General features: G+C 40.0%; 16 protein-coding genes. 7 read left to right on the forward strand and 9 right to left on the reverse strand.

Annotation, left to right across the window (positions count from 1 at the left end; genetic code table 11):
* Positions 1 to 35: 35 nt before the first annotated feature.
* The 9 genes from virB11 to HMPREF2711_RS07655 form a co-directional block, all read right to left on the reverse strand.
* Positions 36 to 1,055 carry a P-type DNA transfer ATPase VirB11 gene (gene virB11, locus HMPREF2711_RS07615; RefSeq protein WP_003746733.1) on the reverse strand — a complete coding sequence of 340 codons (1,020 nt, stop codon included), beginning with the start codon at positions 1,053 to 1,055 and terminating at the stop codon, positions 36 to 38.
* Between the two features lie 70 nt (positions 1,056 to 1,125).
* Positions 1,126 to 1,551, reverse strand: coding sequence for a hypothetical protein (locus HMPREF2711_RS07620; RefSeq protein WP_050787144.1), 426 nt, complete (start codon positions 1,549 to 1,551; stop codon positions 1,126 to 1,128).
* 38 nt (positions 1,552 to 1,589) lie between these two features.
* A complete protein-coding gene (locus HMPREF2711_RS07625; RefSeq protein ID WP_003746735.1) occupies positions 1,590 to 2,816 on the reverse strand; it encodes a calcium-binding protein in 1,227 nt (408 codons plus the stop codon).
* Positions 2,817 to 2,834: 18 nt separating this feature from the next.
* Positions 2,835 to 3,479 carry a hypothetical protein gene (locus HMPREF2711_RS07630; RefSeq protein ID WP_283118244.1) on the reverse strand — a complete coding sequence of 215 codons (645 nt, stop codon included), beginning with the start codon at positions 3,477 to 3,479 and terminating at the stop codon, positions 2,835 to 2,837.
* A 63-nt stretch (positions 3,480 to 3,542) separates the two neighbouring features.
* Entirely contained in the window at positions 3,543 to 5,234 is a 1,692-nt protein-coding gene (locus tag HMPREF2711_RS07635; protein ID WP_070615938.1) for a type IV secretory system conjugative DNA transfer family protein, read from the reverse strand.
* Between the two features lie 258 nt (positions 5,235 to 5,492).
* Positions 5,493 to 6,692 (reverse strand): TrbI/VirB10 family protein, encoded by a 1,200-nt coding sequence (locus HMPREF2711_RS07640; RefSeq protein ID WP_070615939.1) that lies wholly within the window; start codon positions 6,690 to 6,692, stop codon positions 5,493 to 5,495.
* A gap of 2 nt (positions 6,693 to 6,694) precedes the next feature.
* Positions 6,695 to 7,420, reverse strand: a complete 726-nt coding sequence (locus tag HMPREF2711_RS07645) for a TrbG/VirB9 family P-type conjugative transfer protein (RefSeq protein WP_003746743.1) — start codon at positions 7,418 to 7,420, stop codon at positions 6,695 to 6,697.
* Positions 7,420 to 8,322, reverse strand: a complete 903-nt coding sequence (locus HMPREF2711_RS07650) for a VirB8 family type IV secretion system protein (protein WP_003746745.1) — start codon at positions 8,320 to 8,322, stop codon at positions 7,420 to 7,422. The genes HMPREF2711_RS07645 and HMPREF2711_RS07650 overlap by 1 nt, the downstream gene beginning before the upstream one ends.
* An 11-nt stretch (positions 8,323 to 8,333) precedes the next feature.
* Positions 8,334 to 8,798, reverse strand: a complete 465-nt coding sequence (locus HMPREF2711_RS07655; RefSeq protein ID WP_003746748.1) for a hypothetical protein — start codon at positions 8,796 to 8,798, stop codon at positions 8,334 to 8,336.
* A 100-nt stretch (positions 8,799 to 8,898) separates the two neighbouring features.
* Between HMPREF2711_RS07655 and HMPREF2711_RS10875 the strand changes: the two genes are divergently transcribed.
* The 7 genes from HMPREF2711_RS10875 to HMPREF2711_RS10880 all read left to right on the forward strand — a co-directional run bounded on the left by HMPREF2711_RS10875 (position 8,899) and on the right by HMPREF2711_RS10880 (position 15,496).
* Positions 8,899 to 9,606, forward strand: coding sequence for a lytic transglycosylase domain-containing protein (locus tag HMPREF2711_RS10875; RefSeq protein ID WP_254351940.1), 708 nt, complete (start codon positions 8,899 to 8,901; stop codon positions 9,604 to 9,606).
* 46 nt (positions 9,607 to 9,652) lie between these two features.
* On the forward strand, positions 9,653 to 10,042 hold the full coding sequence (locus HMPREF2711_RS07665; protein WP_003746751.1) for a TrbC/VirB2 family protein: 390 nt from the start codon (positions 9,653 to 9,655) through the stop codon (positions 10,040 to 10,042).
* An 8-nt stretch (positions 10,043 to 10,050) separates the two neighbouring features.
* Positions 10,051 to 10,356 (forward strand): VirB3 family type IV secretion system protein, encoded by a 306-nt coding sequence (locus HMPREF2711_RS07670; RefSeq protein ID WP_036490852.1) that lies wholly within the window; start codon positions 10,051 to 10,053, stop codon positions 10,354 to 10,356.
* A 63-nt stretch (positions 10,357 to 10,419) separates the two neighbouring features.
* Positions 10,420 to 12,870, forward strand: coding sequence for a VirB4 family type IV secretion/conjugal transfer ATPase (locus HMPREF2711_RS07675; protein WP_003746753.1), 2,451 nt, complete (start codon positions 10,420 to 10,422; stop codon positions 12,868 to 12,870).
* A 117-nt stretch (positions 12,871 to 12,987) separates the two neighbouring features.
* Positions 12,988 to 13,752: a hypothetical protein gene (locus HMPREF2711_RS07685; RefSeq protein WP_231288076.1), complete on the forward strand. Its 765-nt coding sequence runs from the start codon at positions 12,988 to 12,990 to the stop codon at positions 13,750 to 13,752.
* Positions 13,753 to 13,798: 46 nt separating this feature from the next.
* Positions 13,799 to 14,926, forward strand: coding sequence for a TrbL/VirB6 family protein (locus HMPREF2711_RS07690; protein ID WP_003746760.1), 1,128 nt, complete (start codon positions 13,799 to 13,801; stop codon positions 14,924 to 14,926).
* Positions 14,927 to 14,977: 51 nt separating this feature from the next.
* A complete protein-coding gene (locus HMPREF2711_RS10880) occupies positions 14,978 to 15,496 on the forward strand; it encodes a DUF4189 domain-containing protein (RefSeq protein ID WP_081456500.1) in 519 nt (172 codons plus the stop codon).
* The last annotated feature ends 197 nt before the right edge of the window (positions 15,497 to 15,693 follow it).

Consider the following 15,693-nt stretch of genomic DNA (forward strand, 5'->3'; position numbering starts at 1 on the left):
TTTAGGTCAGAAAATATATCTTTTTAAACCCTTTATCAAGTTTTGATAGGGTTAAAATCAATACCTGTAATATAACGTTGTCCAGAATGAGCCTTAATATGTACTACAATATCAATGGTTTGCCTGAGTAGATTTTTTATAACTTCAAACTCTAAACCACTTCCTTCCGGTGATGCCTTTACCATTAGTGCCAGCTGATCCCAAGTCTGTTCAGTACTACCAGCATGACAACTTGTAATAGATCCTGGGTGTCCAGATGCACAATTTCGAATAAAATAAAACGATTCGTCTCCTCGTAACTCGGCCAGAATAATTCTATCTGGTTTCATACGTAAACAGGACTCCATGCAACTTTTTGCTGTGATATTTGAACTACCTTGTCCACCTTTTGAGTAAAGTAAATGAACTACATTCTCATGTGGAATAAATAGTTCTCTAGCATCTTCAATACTGATTAGTCTCTCGCTTAAAGGAATATGATTAACTAACGCTTTCATGAAAGTAGTCTTACCGCTACCAGTTGCACCTGAAACAACAATATTTTTTTTATACTCAACGGCTTTTTTAAAAAATTCCTCGTAATTCCGATTATTTTTCAGTTCAACTAATTCCTTATCTTGAGGAGACAATTCTCCATTTAATTCAATAATCTGACTAAAGAAACCATCTTTGCTATACTGGCTTAAGCTCTTAGTATGTTTTGATGGTAGACGGATTGTAATTGAAGCTTTTCCTGCATCACAGGCAGGAGGAATTACAAATTGTGCCCGTTGGCCTGTTGGAAATGTTAATGACACCATTGGCTCTGCTTCTGTAATTCGTTGACCAGTATTACTTTCATTAACAACAGCTGTACAGAACTGACGTGCCCTATCAAAGTTTAGCGTATCTACTTCTACCTTTTTCCAACCTCGAGAAGTCTCAAGAAATACCTCTCCCGGCCTATTAATACAAATTTCTGTAACATCAGGATCTTTCAGGAAAGAGGTAATTCCCAATACTTCGTATTGATAATCTAAGAAATCTGCTGAAATTGTTGAGTTTAATTCATCCATGTTTAAAATAAGTTTATTCAAAAATTTAATTACAATATATTTGAACCTTAGGTGTGTTTTTCATTTTAGCCTAAGAAATACTCAGCCCTCTGGCTTGTGTTAACTGCTTTTGTTGTGTTTCTAATTCAAATTGCTGAGTTGTTGCTTGTACTTTAATAATACTCTCCTCTATCGGAGTAACCGCAGCTTTCTGCATATCCACCGAAGCAGTTCTTAATTCAGGAGCCTTATCACCAATAAGAATATGCCCATTTTCTTTAATATTAATGAGAGATGCACCTCTCATCTTGTTTGCGTACCCTTCAGCAGCCAGTGCCATAGCAATATTATCTAAGCTTCTTTCATCGTAGATAATATCTTTTTTATTACAGAATTCAGTAAAAATTTTTTTACTCTGCTGATAGATATTTTGGGCATGTTGTGGGATTGCTTCCAAATTCAAAGGCTGATTAGTGTACATATCATCCCCATTGCTAGGAGCTGGAGCATGAGCCATGTTGGTATTCCGAGGTTGACGCAAAATCTTAATACCATCTATTCCCGTAGCAGAATGTACTCTAATAACATCATTATATTGGCCTGTTTTTTGTTCTTTAAATGAATTCCTAAATCACCATTTTTGAAATTTTCAATTTTGAGACCATTTACATCTAATGTCCCTGTATTTCTATCCCATTCATATACCATTCTAGAACTGCGGTAAACAAAACGGTCTGGCTTAGATAAATCGCGTACACCACCCTGTAATATATAACCATTTAATGACACTTCACCCTTGCCGTCTGAATCTCGGATAATATCTGAATTGTCAGCACGATATTTATCATATCCTTTACCACCAAATAATTTATCTCTTCCAGAATTACCAACTAAAATATCATTGCCATTACCACCAATCAACACATCATTACCACTGCCGCCTAATAAAATATCATTTTGATTAGTACCTTTTAAGACATCATCTCCGGCATCTCCATACATATATGCCCCACTTTTTAAATAAGTCTTAGATCTGCCTATCAATAAACTATCACGACTATATGATCCATCAGCAACAATTTTATTATTACCCTTATTGCCAAACGTATCATAATTCGCCATATGCTTAACAAATAATTGTTTGAAATTGGGACTTAAGAATGCTTCTTCAAAGTCTTTGGAAAAATTGGTACGAGTATTCAGGAAATATTCAATATCAGTTTCATAATAAGTCATTCTGATCGATCCAGTTCCATTACTTGGGTACATGCCATACATATTCTGACGAGCAATTAGATCTTTAACCTCTCCAAAACTCTTACCTTTAATGTATGGGTAAAGATTACCACTAATTCCTGTGCTATATGCTCTACCATTATATCTTTCTTCGTAAGCAACCATACGCGCTTCGTTAAAGATTGCCTCAGCTTCTCCATAGCCTCGTGCTTGAGCATAAGCCTTAGCAGTATTGTAGTAACTAGCTGCTTTAGCTTGATGTTTACCTAATGCATGGCCCACTTCATGAGATATTGTCCTAGCGGTAATATGTCTGGAACCTTGTTCTAAATAGATATTCCCATCTTTCGAATTATAAAAGGCCCCCTTACTTCCATCTACAATCCTAAAAAATCCATGACCTTGACTGCCAAATTGATTAATTTGCCTTACTAACTCATCATTAGCCTTTATTCTATCCAATTCAGACATAGTAGAATTAAAACGTTGATTATGGAAACCTAATATTTTTAATTGAGCTTCTGCTTTTTCATTTAATTTAGTCATGATTTATTAGCCTTTTTATCAAAAACCCATAGGGCTCATTTCTGTATTACTGTAAAAAGTAAATGCATGAATAGCACCGGACCCATTGTTTGCCGCAACCATTTCTCGACCATTTTCACGCCAATAATAATTAACTAATTCTTTAATTGGGTCATTTTCCTGACGTGGGTAATAGTCCCCATATCTAGGAGGCATTTTTCTTTCATTAGGTTTAGGTAAAAAATCAGGAAATTTATTTTCAGGGAAAATACTTATTTTTTCTTTGTAGTATTGTTTAGTTGGTAAAATAACGAAACTTGTTTGAAAAGAATCATGTCTTATTGCTACATACAAACCAATGGATGATGAGAGATTTCTATGTAATTGATTACTATCATAACCTTCAACAACCGGAATTTTCCAAATATTTTCTAATTCTAGCGCATACATTGTATACAGGCAGTCATCCTTAAATGCTGTATCATACATCTGCTTAATTAGATCATCCCGATTTTCCACTTTGTGCAACATACTTCGGCAACGATTGCGCACCTGTTCCATAGTTGTTTCCTTTTGTATATTTGGTATTTTAGAAGAATCCTTAATATTTTTATTGCTAATCTGAGGAGTACAGGAAGTCATCAAACATACAGTTAATATGGCTGTAATTGCCAATAGCTTCATATAAATTCCTTTTTAGTCATTTTGCAAATTTCATTTTCAGACGGCCTCGAACTTTCATTACTATTACCGTTTTCCTTTTAACGAGGCAACCTTTACTGACCCCATCAATCGTTTGGTAAATGTCCCATCTTGGTAATAACGGATTTTCCCCACTTGCGCCGGATGTGACATACCTTCATAAAGGATAATCTCCTTATCTTGGCTCATTGCCTTCAACTCTTGCGGCAACATCAGTGCGCGACGTTCTTCGCTTTCCGATACACTACGTTCGCGTCCACGGCTGACATTTTTTCTTTTCACTGTGGTATAACCCAGCATTTCGGAGTATTCGTTTGCATCCTGCTGTTCTCTAGGGGTATAGATGATTTGTAAAGCATGGTTAGTGATAATAGTACGCGCATATTCTTTGCCATAAACAGCATCCAGCTGGGCGACTGATTGGATAATTGGAAATAGGCGAATGTTGTAACCTGCCATATAGCTGACGGAATGGGCAATAATTTCAACTTTACCAATACTTGTGAATTCATCCATCAGCAGCATACATTGATGTTTCAAATCTGGGTTGTCCTGAGGCAGCTCTTTCGTATTCTGGTTGATAAGTTGAGAGAAAAATAGGTTGACAATGACCCTTGATTCAGCAAGTTTATTGGGAAGAATGCCGATATAGATGGTCATTTTCTTTTTACGTACGTCAGTTAACAGAAAATCATCAGCTGAAGTAGCGGAATCAATGACGGGATTAATCCATGGATTTAAAGGTTCTTTAAATGTCCCCATGATAGAACCGAAAGTTTCTTTTTCTTGAGAAATTAAGCCAGAAAAAGCTGTTTTTGTAGCCTCGCTGAGATATGGTTGTTGCGATAAAGATGTAAAATACTCCTTGAGCTCTGTTCCATTACCTGATGAAAGGCGGTATATTTTTCCCAATGTACAGGCTGGCTCATTTTCTTTGCCCTCCACAGGAAAATCAGCCATTGCTTCATGCTCATCAAAACAATAAAGTGAAAATGCTAAAATTGCATTTCTTGCCTGCGCCACCCAGAACTTATCACGACTATCTCCATCCGGATACAACATTGCAGCTATCGACATCAAGTCTGACACTCGTTGGTCCGGATCGGAAGAAACGTAGGTAAACGGATTCCAACGATGCGTCCTACCATCTTCAGCAAATGGATTAAATAGATATACTTCCTGGCCTAGCACCTCTTTACGGTAGCCACTAGTCAAGTTGAAGTTTTCCTGTTTAATATCCAATACTACTACCGATCCTTTATAGCTTAACAGGTTCGGTATTACGATGCCGACACCTTTACCAGATCGAGTTGGAGCCGCTAATAAGGCGAATTGCTGGCCATTGTAATGTAATAATTTACCGTTGTATTTACCAACAACAATTGAAGTATCTGTCTGTTTAAAAAATCCAGCTTTTGACAAATCAGCCATTCCGGCAAATCGTGCCTCTCCATGAAGACTTTGTGAGGCAGTACGCCAAATGGGAATTAAACCAATCAGACCAATCAAAAAGGTTAAACCAAATCCAATAATTCCTGAAGTTTTAATCTGTAACGAGTATTTGGCAACTTGAGGAATATCTAATGTATTATAGTATTTAAACCATGTTGTGAGCAGCAAAGGGGTTTTATCTAAGCCTAACCATTGCAGTAGGATAAAACCTGATAGATAACAACCCAGTAACAAAGAGATTAATAATAGAAATACCGTGATAATAGATTTGTTTTTTAGAGTCATTATAATACCTACAAGTTAAATAATTGAATTATTTTGAATTTTTATTTGAGATGTAAATTTTCAGATAGTTTTTAGTATCTTGCATTTAAGAAAGACTATTCTTAAGAACACCGAGCGAATTCTTATGCTATCTTCTCTATACAAACTCTTAGATTCTCATTTAATCATAGAGAGTTATCGACAGCTTTTATCCATAATTCCTCCTTATTATAAGGCCTAAAAATTAGGCCGTCTGAAAAAATAGACGGCCTTTTATGGTTACTGCATTACCGAACTGAAATCAATATCCTGGGCAGTATAAATATTAATCAAAGTACCTTGATTTATTGTTACTGTATTAGGACGAGCATTATTTCGTTCAAGCTGATTGATAGCCTGTTGTTTCAATGTATTGGCTGTCTCACTTTCATAAGGGTTAGTAGTAGTTGATGTCATGGTTGAAACCGTTTGTCCTTGTGGACCATATTCAGTAGCAGCATATTTAAAAGCATCTGAAATCATACTAATCAATAAAGCCGATGCCAAACGTGATCCCCAGTGAGACTTAAATTTACCGACATGACCTGCTGCACCAAGATTATCTACTCCAGGAGATTCCAGTGTTACATCGATACCATCGGGTGTTATAACTCGATTCCAAATGACCTCCATCCGTGGGCCAGTAGGGTTACTGGAGCCATATTGCCCCATTACTTTTGAACCTTTCGGCAATAAGAGATATTTTCCACTTGCAGAATATACAGGTTCAGTAATGATACAAGATGTAAATCCTTTTACCTCAGAAATAATTTTAGTTTCTAATACACAACGCAAATAAGTCCCTTGTTGAAGCAACTTATCCCTATTATGCATATAACGGACAGCATTAGCCTGAGCTGTACTTACTCCCGACTCTTTTTGAGCAGCCTCCCCGTCCTGAACAAATGCAGAATTCATATTAGCATACATATCTCCTGCTGGAATAATCGGCTGTATAGGAACATTAGGAGTTGTTGGAGTTGTTGGAGTTGTTGGAGTTGATGGAGTTGATGGAGTTATAGGTGGCAAGGTCTCCACTACTGGTGGAGTAGTTACTTCTATTGTTTTTGTATTCGATGTATTATCCGTTTCTAATTCGGGCTTTTTGTCTTCTGCTAAATCAATTGAAGGGGGTTCCGTAACTTGAGGATCTGGAGCAGGTAAATCTGGTACAGTAACTACCTGAGGACGTTCTGGAGGGGGAGCTTCATCAGAACCACTAAATTGATGATAGGCAAATGCCCCTAGTCCAGCTAACCCAAAACCTGCAGCTACAATAAACGCAATAGCTTTTTTGTTGACTGTACGGTCAACAGGAGCATTTAGTTGAGGAGCATTCTCCTCAAGTCCCGCCAATTGTTCTTGTTCGTATTGGCTTGAATATAAATTTTGTGATGATTCACTATCTTTGTGATGTTCATTATTTAGCTTATCAGACATTCTTAATTCCTTTTTAATCCAACTACATCATTTCCATGTCTCAAAACTAAGAATGGATAAGTCCCATGGACAATAACTACATTACCTTCAACATTACTGTTTAAAACAAACTCAGCTCCTTTCTCTGATTTTCTGCCATAAACAGCAGGAAAATCACCTGTGAACTTGCCCTTATTCAAGTAGATATAGGTAAATCTGCCATCATCATAGACTTTTAAAGGAACTAGCCAACGAGATTTTTCATTTGCAGCCACATCATAATTAGTATTATAGATTTTAGAAGAATCATATTTCAGGCTATAACCAGCCAAAGTACTAGCACGAAGACTGAAATCCGTAGAATCGGGATATCTGAATTTAACTTGATAATTTACCCCTTTGTCTGAAGCTTCTGACAAATTGCCAACAACATTCTTCAAAACCTTAAGCTCAAAAATATATTGGTGAGCCTGAGTACGAACAATAAGATTAGTATCAACTGCATCAGCCTTTGGACGCAGATAAAATACATTTTCTCTACGTACCAAATCCCATCCACCACTTAGGCCTGCACCAAAATCTTTAACCTTTTCACGAGAATCAAGTTCAATTTGTGTGACTACGCCTTGTGCCGTATGAACGGGATAAGTTGTATTTTCTTGAAACGTATACTCTTGAATAGCTGCAGCATAGACGCTTCCTTGCAACAAACATGATGCTGCTGTTGCTAAAAACATTTTTCTTAACATTATTGATTTCCACTTTCAACAGATATAGGAGAAGCATTAGGAACATCATTATCTACAGATGTAGGAGCTTCTAACTGGGGCTGGGGTACACTTTGTATTTGTTGCTGAGTCTGGTTTTCAGATGGTGTTCCTGCAGAAAGATAATCCGAAGATAAATCTTGAATAGGCGATTCACTAGCATCAGGATCAACACGATAAGATAATACCTGGAATCCTAGAGGATTTTTTAACCTATACTTTTCATCCATCTTCAAATTGCTATTATAAGTATAAGTCAGAGTAGCAACATTGCTATCTATAAATCTTGATATGCCAGTACTCTTATTTAACAAAAATCTTTGGAATCTTACTGTTGCACTGGCATCGCGACCATCAGCCTTTCCACTATTATTAAGGACGATACTCAAAATCTTAACGCGAATTGACTGAGCAGATCCATAAAGATTAAATGGGCTATTCGGATTACTTTTATTCATCAGATTGCGGTAGCTGTCAGATACCCCAGCAACCGACATAGAATAAACTGTAGCCCAGTCATTATCATAAATAATCTGACTATCAAAAGATTCTCTAGCAATAATAAAGTGAGAAATATTACTCTTATTTACTGCTTCATTTTTAGTAATATCTAAATTATTCCAATCACCGGCTAGCTTAGCAACAGTAGCTTGTCCCGTATAGACATCAGCCATAACAAGATAAGGTTCTTTTTCTTTCAGCGGCAAAATATAAAATAATCCGCCAAGCAGACACAAAGAAGAGAAGGTAGAAATACCGGCAACAATCCATGCCCTTTTCTCACTTTTTTTGCGGATATCGACCAAGGTCGTTTCAAAATCCAAAGATCTTTTTACAGCCTTTTGGATATTGCCATCAGTAGTATTTTTACTTGATTTGAACATATATTTCCATTTTAATCTTGAGTTTTTACATCAGCTTTTGCTGATCTCTCATGTTTTTTCTTTCCACTGTTTTTCACAGCAACATCCATTTTCTTATGCGCCATAATGACACCATTTTGAACATAGAAAACCATCCCTTTATCTTCATAAAGTTTAGATAATTCACTCAAGGCATTATCAAGTTCGGTATTTCGTATTGTTGATACTTTCTTATACAAAGTAAAATCAAGCGTATGGTCATAAACAACAGGCATCTTTGCCTCTTCTCCCCAACGCTCCAACAAACCTTTTACAGTTGTATCAAGTTGTGTTACTTGATAAACATGAGGTTTGACAAGAGGAATCTCAGTTACCTGATCAGGTAGTTCATTTAATGGCTTCCATGAACTTGGGAAATCTGGAGCAGACTGATTTGCACAACCTGCCATTAGCGCGCCCACACTAGCAGACAGCAACAGCGTTCTTAAAAGAAACATACATAGCACCTTATAAAACAACTTAAGTTACAACCAAAGCGTCTTAATTAAAAATGAAGAAAAGACAATTCATGTTTGGTTATTTTTATTGGTTAAAATCTTGTTAATTATTTTAATCTGTGCTAAATTTCACGTCAATACAAATTCATATTTTCATCTCAACATCATGTTTTTTTCCTGCGCCGACTTAGCTGTTCCGCATGATATTATGCATCATGTCGTGAGAGTTGAATCCTCAGGCAACCCATATGCTATAGGTGTTGTAGGCGGACGCTTACAAAGACAGCCTAAAAATTTGGCTGAAGCAGTCGCCACTGCTAAAATGTTGGAACAAAAGGGATTTAACTTCTCCTTAGGATTAGCTCAAGTTAACCGATACAATTTAAAAAAATATGGATTGCATTCCTACGAGCATGCATTCCAAGTGTGCCCAAACGTCAAGGCAGGCTCGCACATATTGCGAGAATGCTACAATCGTGCAAAAGACTGGGGTAAATCTTTCAGCTGTTATTATTCCGGTAACTTTGTAACCGGTTATAAGCATGGCTATGTGCAAAAAATTTTTTCATCCATGAGGAAAGGGAGAGCAATCCCACAAAATGCCATTCCAGTCATCAGCAATACTGTGAATACCCCTCGCCCTATGGGCCAAATGCCAGCACAACAAGCTAACCGCCCAAATTTGACAGTTACCGCCAATCCACAACCATACTCGGCCGCTGTCTCTAAAAACCAACATTCCTTGCAAGATAATAATACTGCACAAGCGAAAAGCAATACTTATAAAGATAGCGCAGCAGTCTTTTAGATAGTTTTTTTCCACATCAACCTGTAATAAACATAGGAAATTTCAAATGAAAAACACTCAGATTCAAAAAAAATCCCGCTTTACCGCTGAAAACGTTGCCACAGCAGCATTTGTTGCTGCAGCATTTTTAGCACCGACTGTAGGTATGGCAGCCGATGATTTTACTTCAGCTTCTGGTGGTGCCTGTAAATTCATTAAAAACATCCATACCGTATTGAACTTAATGTCCGTTGCAGTTGTAACCATCGCCATTATCTTTGCCGGTTACCAAATTGCTTTTGCACACAAACGCATTTCTGACGTCGCTCCTATTTTAATTGGTGGCGTACTGATTGGTGCGGCCGGCCAAATCGCAAAAATGCTGGTTGGCAATGCAGACTCTTGCTCTGCCGGTACAACATCAGCAATGTTCCAAGTATTGCAATTTTTTGCCTAATTAACACCATGCAGAAAAACATCGTTTTTCGAGGATGTACGCGTCCGGCAACCTTTCTTGGTGTACCCTATATACCTTTCTTTATAGGAGCCGGCTCAGGATTGTTGATGGGAATGTACTTCAATATGTTTTTTTTATTGACTATTCCCTTCATCATCCTGATTATGAGGCAGATGGCCAAGCGGGATGATATGATTTTTCGTTTTCTCGGTTTACGTCTGAAATTTAGACTTAAAGCCAGAAACCGAGAGGAGTTTCCTGATACATGGTGCTTCTCGCCTAATGAATACCGTAACAATCCTCCCAAACAATGACAACAAAACATCCGACAGACATCTTTGTCTGTCGGACGATTTCAACACAAAAAAACAAATAAAATGTTTACTCCTGACGCATCAATCAGTCAATTCGTATCCCTCTCTACCCATGTTTCCCCAACCATTGTCAAAACCACTGGTGGGGACTATCTGACAACATGGCATCTATCCGGCCTTCCTTTTGTGGGTCGAGAAGAATGGGAGCTCGAACACAAACACAACACATTTAATCGTTTACTCCAATCCTTACGCGCTCCGGACTATGTCAATGTTGCCTTCTGGGTACATGACATTCGCCGCCACCGCGGCATCGATTTGCGCCCAAAATTCCAAGAGTCTTTCAATCAAAGCCTCTCCGACCGCTATTTTTCCCGACTTTCTAAAGAAAAGCTCATGAATAACGAGCTTTACTTGACCATGATTTACCGTCCCGTTGTTGACGGCAAAAAGTTTGTTGATAAATCAGGCAATATCGATCGTCTGAAGGCCGAACAGGAGCAAGCTATCGGTACGCTAAATGAATTAGCAACCAACCTTGAAGCCGTCCTCAAAGACTACCATCCCTACCGACTCGGTATGTACGAAGGCAAAAACGGTACTGTATTCTCAGAAACACTCGAACTTTTCGGTTACATCCTTAACCGTGTTAACGAGCCGGTTCCCGTACTGCCTGCTCCTGTTTACAACTACTTACCTCTTAGCAGACATCTTTTCTCTGCCAAAACCGGCGACTATATCGTCCGTACCCCTGAAGGTAAAAATCACTACGGTGCCATACTCAACCTTAAAGAATACCCTGACGGTACCTATCCCGGCGTGCTTAACGGGCTCAAATATTTGGATGTCGAATACGTTATCACTCATAGTTTCAGCCCCATGAGCCGATACGACGCCATGAAAACCCTTGAGCGTACCCGTGGCATGATGATCTCTTCCGGCGATAAATCCTTTACCCAAATTGCAGAACTTGATCATGCAATGGACCAACTCGCATCCGGCAATTTCGTTCTTGGCGGCTACCACTTCAGTCTTGCTATCTATGCCGACAGCCAAGAGCAGCTTTCCCAAAACATTGCCGCCGCCCGAGCAGAGCTTTCCAATGCAGGTTTTGTAACAACAAAAGAGGACTTGGCCGTCTGCGCCGCATATTATGCCCAGCTTCCGGGTAACTGGAACTACCGCACCCGCATCGCCAATCTCTCATCGTTAAATTTCTTGGGTCTCTGCCCACTACACAATTTTGCCACCGGTAAACGTGAGGGCAACCCATGGGGGCAATGCGTTACCGTTCTTCAGACGACCAATGGCCAGCCCTACTACTTCAACTTCCATGCAACCCTCGAAGGCGAAGATTCTGAAGGAGAAAAAGCCATTGCCAATACTATGGTTATTGGTAAGTCCGGTACAGGTAAAACAGCCCTTATCAACTTCCTCCTCAGTCAGGTACAAAAATACGATCCCAAACCCACAATCTTTTTCTTCGACAAAGACCGTGGTGCTGAAATTTTTGTTAGAGCCTGCGGCGGTGCCTATATGGCACTGGAAAGCGGCCAACCTACCGGCTTTAACCCTTTCCAATGCGAAAATACAGAGGCAAATGTCCAATTCCTCTGTGGCCTTATGAAGCAACTGGGTGGCAAAGCACACTATTCAGCAGCAGAAGACGACGACATCCTGCGCGCCGTGCGAGCCATGCTTGATACCCCACCAGCGCTGCGCAGTATTTCCAACTTCCAAAAATCGCTACCCAATACTGGTGATGATTCCCTCTATGCCAATATTCGCAAATGGACTCGTGGAAACAGCCTTGGCTGGGTGTTTGATAACCCTCAGGATAAAATCGACTTCAGCGGAGCCAATATTATCGGCTTCGACTACACCGATGTGATTGAAAACCCTCAGGTACGCGATCCAGTCATCGGCTACCTTATCCATCGAATGGAAGAGCTTATCGATGGCCGTCGCTTCATCTACATCATGGACGAATTCTGGAAAATCCTTGATGGCGAAGGCGGTTTGAAAGAGTTTGCCAAAAACAAACAAAAAACCATCCGTAAGCAAAACGGTATGGGTATCTTCGCTACCCAGTCACCGGAAGACGCCCTCAAAAGCGATATTTCCGCCGCACTGATTGAGCAGACAGCTACTATGATACTGCTGCCAAATCCGAATGCAGATAAAAAAGACTACATCGATGGACTGAAGCTGACCGACTCAGAGTTCCAAGTGATTAAAAGCCTGGACGAGCGCAGCCGCTGCTTCTTGGTCAAACAGGGTCATGCTTCCGCAGTATGCCAGCTCAACCTACGCGGATTTGACGATGAATTGGCAGTTATCTCCGCCAGTACCGACAACATCGACATCATGGACGGCATCATCAAGAAAACGGCCGAACGTCTTGGTGTCGGCATCGATGCGGTAAGACCGGAGGATTGGTTACAGACCTTCTACGATGAGCGTAAAGGTTCCGGCAAGAAGTCGGCTACTAATATGATGCGTAATGCAGATTAAACCGATTTGACTAAAAATGAGATAGGGTTATCTAAAGACAGTATGTCTTCAGGCAACCCTAAGACTGAAAATTTAAATATTTTAAAATTAACCAATTTGAAGAAAGATTGAATAGTAATGAAAACTAAAATAAAACGGATAATCGCCTCAGTTTTGGTGGGGGCGACAATGCTTACTTCCATGCCGATAGCTAATTCATATGTATTGCCTGTTGTTGATGGGGCCAAAATGATGCAAGATGCTATCAACTGGGCGATGGATGCGGCAGACCGCGCCATGACACTATCTCACTGGGCAGAGCAGCTGCAAAACTGGCGTACCCAGTTGCAACATTGGGTACGCGGTCAAATGGAACAGATTCCAGAATTGAAAGCTCTACTCGATAAAAAAGAAGAAAACGCAATCAAAAAAATGTTCCAAAACCGTAAGGATCGCTGTAATAGAATTGCTAATCAAACATCAAGAAATTTATGTAGTGGCACAGTAACTCTTGAAGAGCAAAAATTTACGCTTCTACGAAAAATGGAAACAGAAATTAACCAAACTTTTTCGGAGATAAATGCCACTTCGATTAAAAAACAAAATTCCAATGCCCAAGGAAAAAGTAATTCAGCAGCCTCTGCAGAAGCCGAAGTCATCGCAAAATTGCAGCAGTTGGAAATCAAACTGACAAATTACCAATCGGCAATAAAATCTATCGACCAAATGCTTGATCAATACAAATGGGCAAGGGTAAATCTGACCAAAGACCAGCTCTCAGGCTCGAACAACAGCAGCCTGACAAAAGCGGCAGCTTCGATCCTTTTAGAAAAAAAGGTAAAACAAATCCGCGAAGAGGCGAAAGAAAAAAGAGCCATCAGCACTGGCTATAAACTCCGCTAATTTTAATGTTATTTTTACCCAAACTATTTAACAGGAAAACATCATCATGATGGATCTTCTCCTTTATTCCAGTATTCGTGACTATATCTATGCACGAATAAGCTTTTTTACTGAACATGTATTGTCTAAAAACCTAACGCTTGCTTTTACCATTATCGTCGCCTTATTGACTTTATGGATAATGATCCAAGGTTATCTGATTGCAACCGGCAGAAGTCAGGAAGGCCTGAAAGGCTTTGTGTACGGTCTCGGCAAGACCTACCTCATTGTAGCCGTTGCACTGGGTGTGGCGGCCGGCGGCGATTTCAGCGTACGGGTTCTGACCGATACCCTTTCAGACGGCATTTCCCAAATCATGACCGGCGACAGTGATGTCGGCAGTAAGTGTCTGACACAAGACAGCAAATCCATCATTGGCTGCCGAATCGACCAAAACCTGACGGCAACCCAAAGTATGATGGGCATACTTGACGGTATCGATACCGCCGACAGCGAATATCTCGAAGGGAAAGTGACACAGGCAAGATGGTTTGTCGGCGTCGGTACCGCAGGGCCTGCCATCGTAGCAGGCACCATGCTGATCATGTTCCGCATCGCCATGGCTCTCTTTATCGGCTTTGCGCCCATCTTTATTTTATGCCTTCTGTTCAAAAAAACAGCACCCCTGTTTCAAAAATGGCTATACTATGGACTGGCAACCATCTTTTCCAGCGTGATGCTTGGCGTCATGGCGGAAATCTCTATGGATCTGGTAGGCAATATCGCCATTACCGATGCCGTATCCAATATTGCCGCGGCACTGACCGGCGGAAATGTCGGCGGTATTATGCAGACCGTGACCCAGCAGCTGGGCCTGGGTTTGATGCTCTCTACCCTGCTGATTACCGTACCGCCTATGGCAGGTGCCTGGTTTAATGGCATGATGGCTGGTTTCAGCGCCTATTCTGTTATTGGTAACGGAAATCGCCAAGAAGTTCCGCCGCATTTGGATGGTGGTGCAAGTCAACGGGTAAATTATAATATACCAAATAATTCCGGAAATTCTACCAATCTGTATTCAAACGCTCACTATGATCCTTCTATATGGACAACAGGTGGTACAAAATCTGGAGGGACAGCGACTGATGCCATGAAATCCCCAAGTCAACCTGGCAAAGGAAATACATCAATCTAGTATTTCTATATTTAAAGGCAAAAACTTGAACAAATAAGATTGGATGCTTAAATGAAACAGCTACTTTTTATATCATTAGGATTAACCTGCCTGAATATTTGTGTTGCAAATCCCACTTATGATGCTACTAGAGGAGCATTGCAAAATGATCCTAGTTTATGCCAATACGGATACAATCCAAACTGTGGCTCATCTGGCCGACACCAACAAAGACGACCTACGGAAATTATTAATATTGATGTTCCTTCAAGATACGGGGCATGGGCTGCTAATGCAAAAACTGGTGTTTCAGGTGGTGCAATTGATATGGAATCACTTGAAGCGGCTAAAGCACAGGCTATTAAGACGTGTGAACGAGGCGGACGTAACGCGCCATGCAAAGTAGTGGCATGGGCAAAAAATAGTTGTATTGCTGTTGCCCAAGGTAAGTCTGGTAAAAAATGGATTGCTTTTCCCAGTATAAAAGGTCCTGGTCTTGCAGAGGCTGATGCCTTAAGGAAATGTCAAACTTCTGGTAGCTCTCAATGTTCTATCATTGCCAACGAAGGTTGTTCATTACCTAGATTTTAATAGGCAAAGGCCGTCTAAAATTTCAACCACTTCCCTTTCAAATTTCATTAAATAACAGAGTAAATTATGAAATTCATTTCAACAATTACTGCCTTAATAATGGGCTTCTCCTCAATTGCCGCTATGGCTGCCAATCCCCTCAATCCTCCGCAAATGGGCGGAGATGAGCGTTTGGCTTGCGAGGCGCTTATGTGCTT

It is taken from the genome of Neisseria sp. HMSC070A01 (assembly GCF_001810165.1).
Taxonomy (GTDB): Bacteria; Pseudomonadota; Gammaproteobacteria; order Burkholderiales; family Neisseriaceae; genus Neisseria.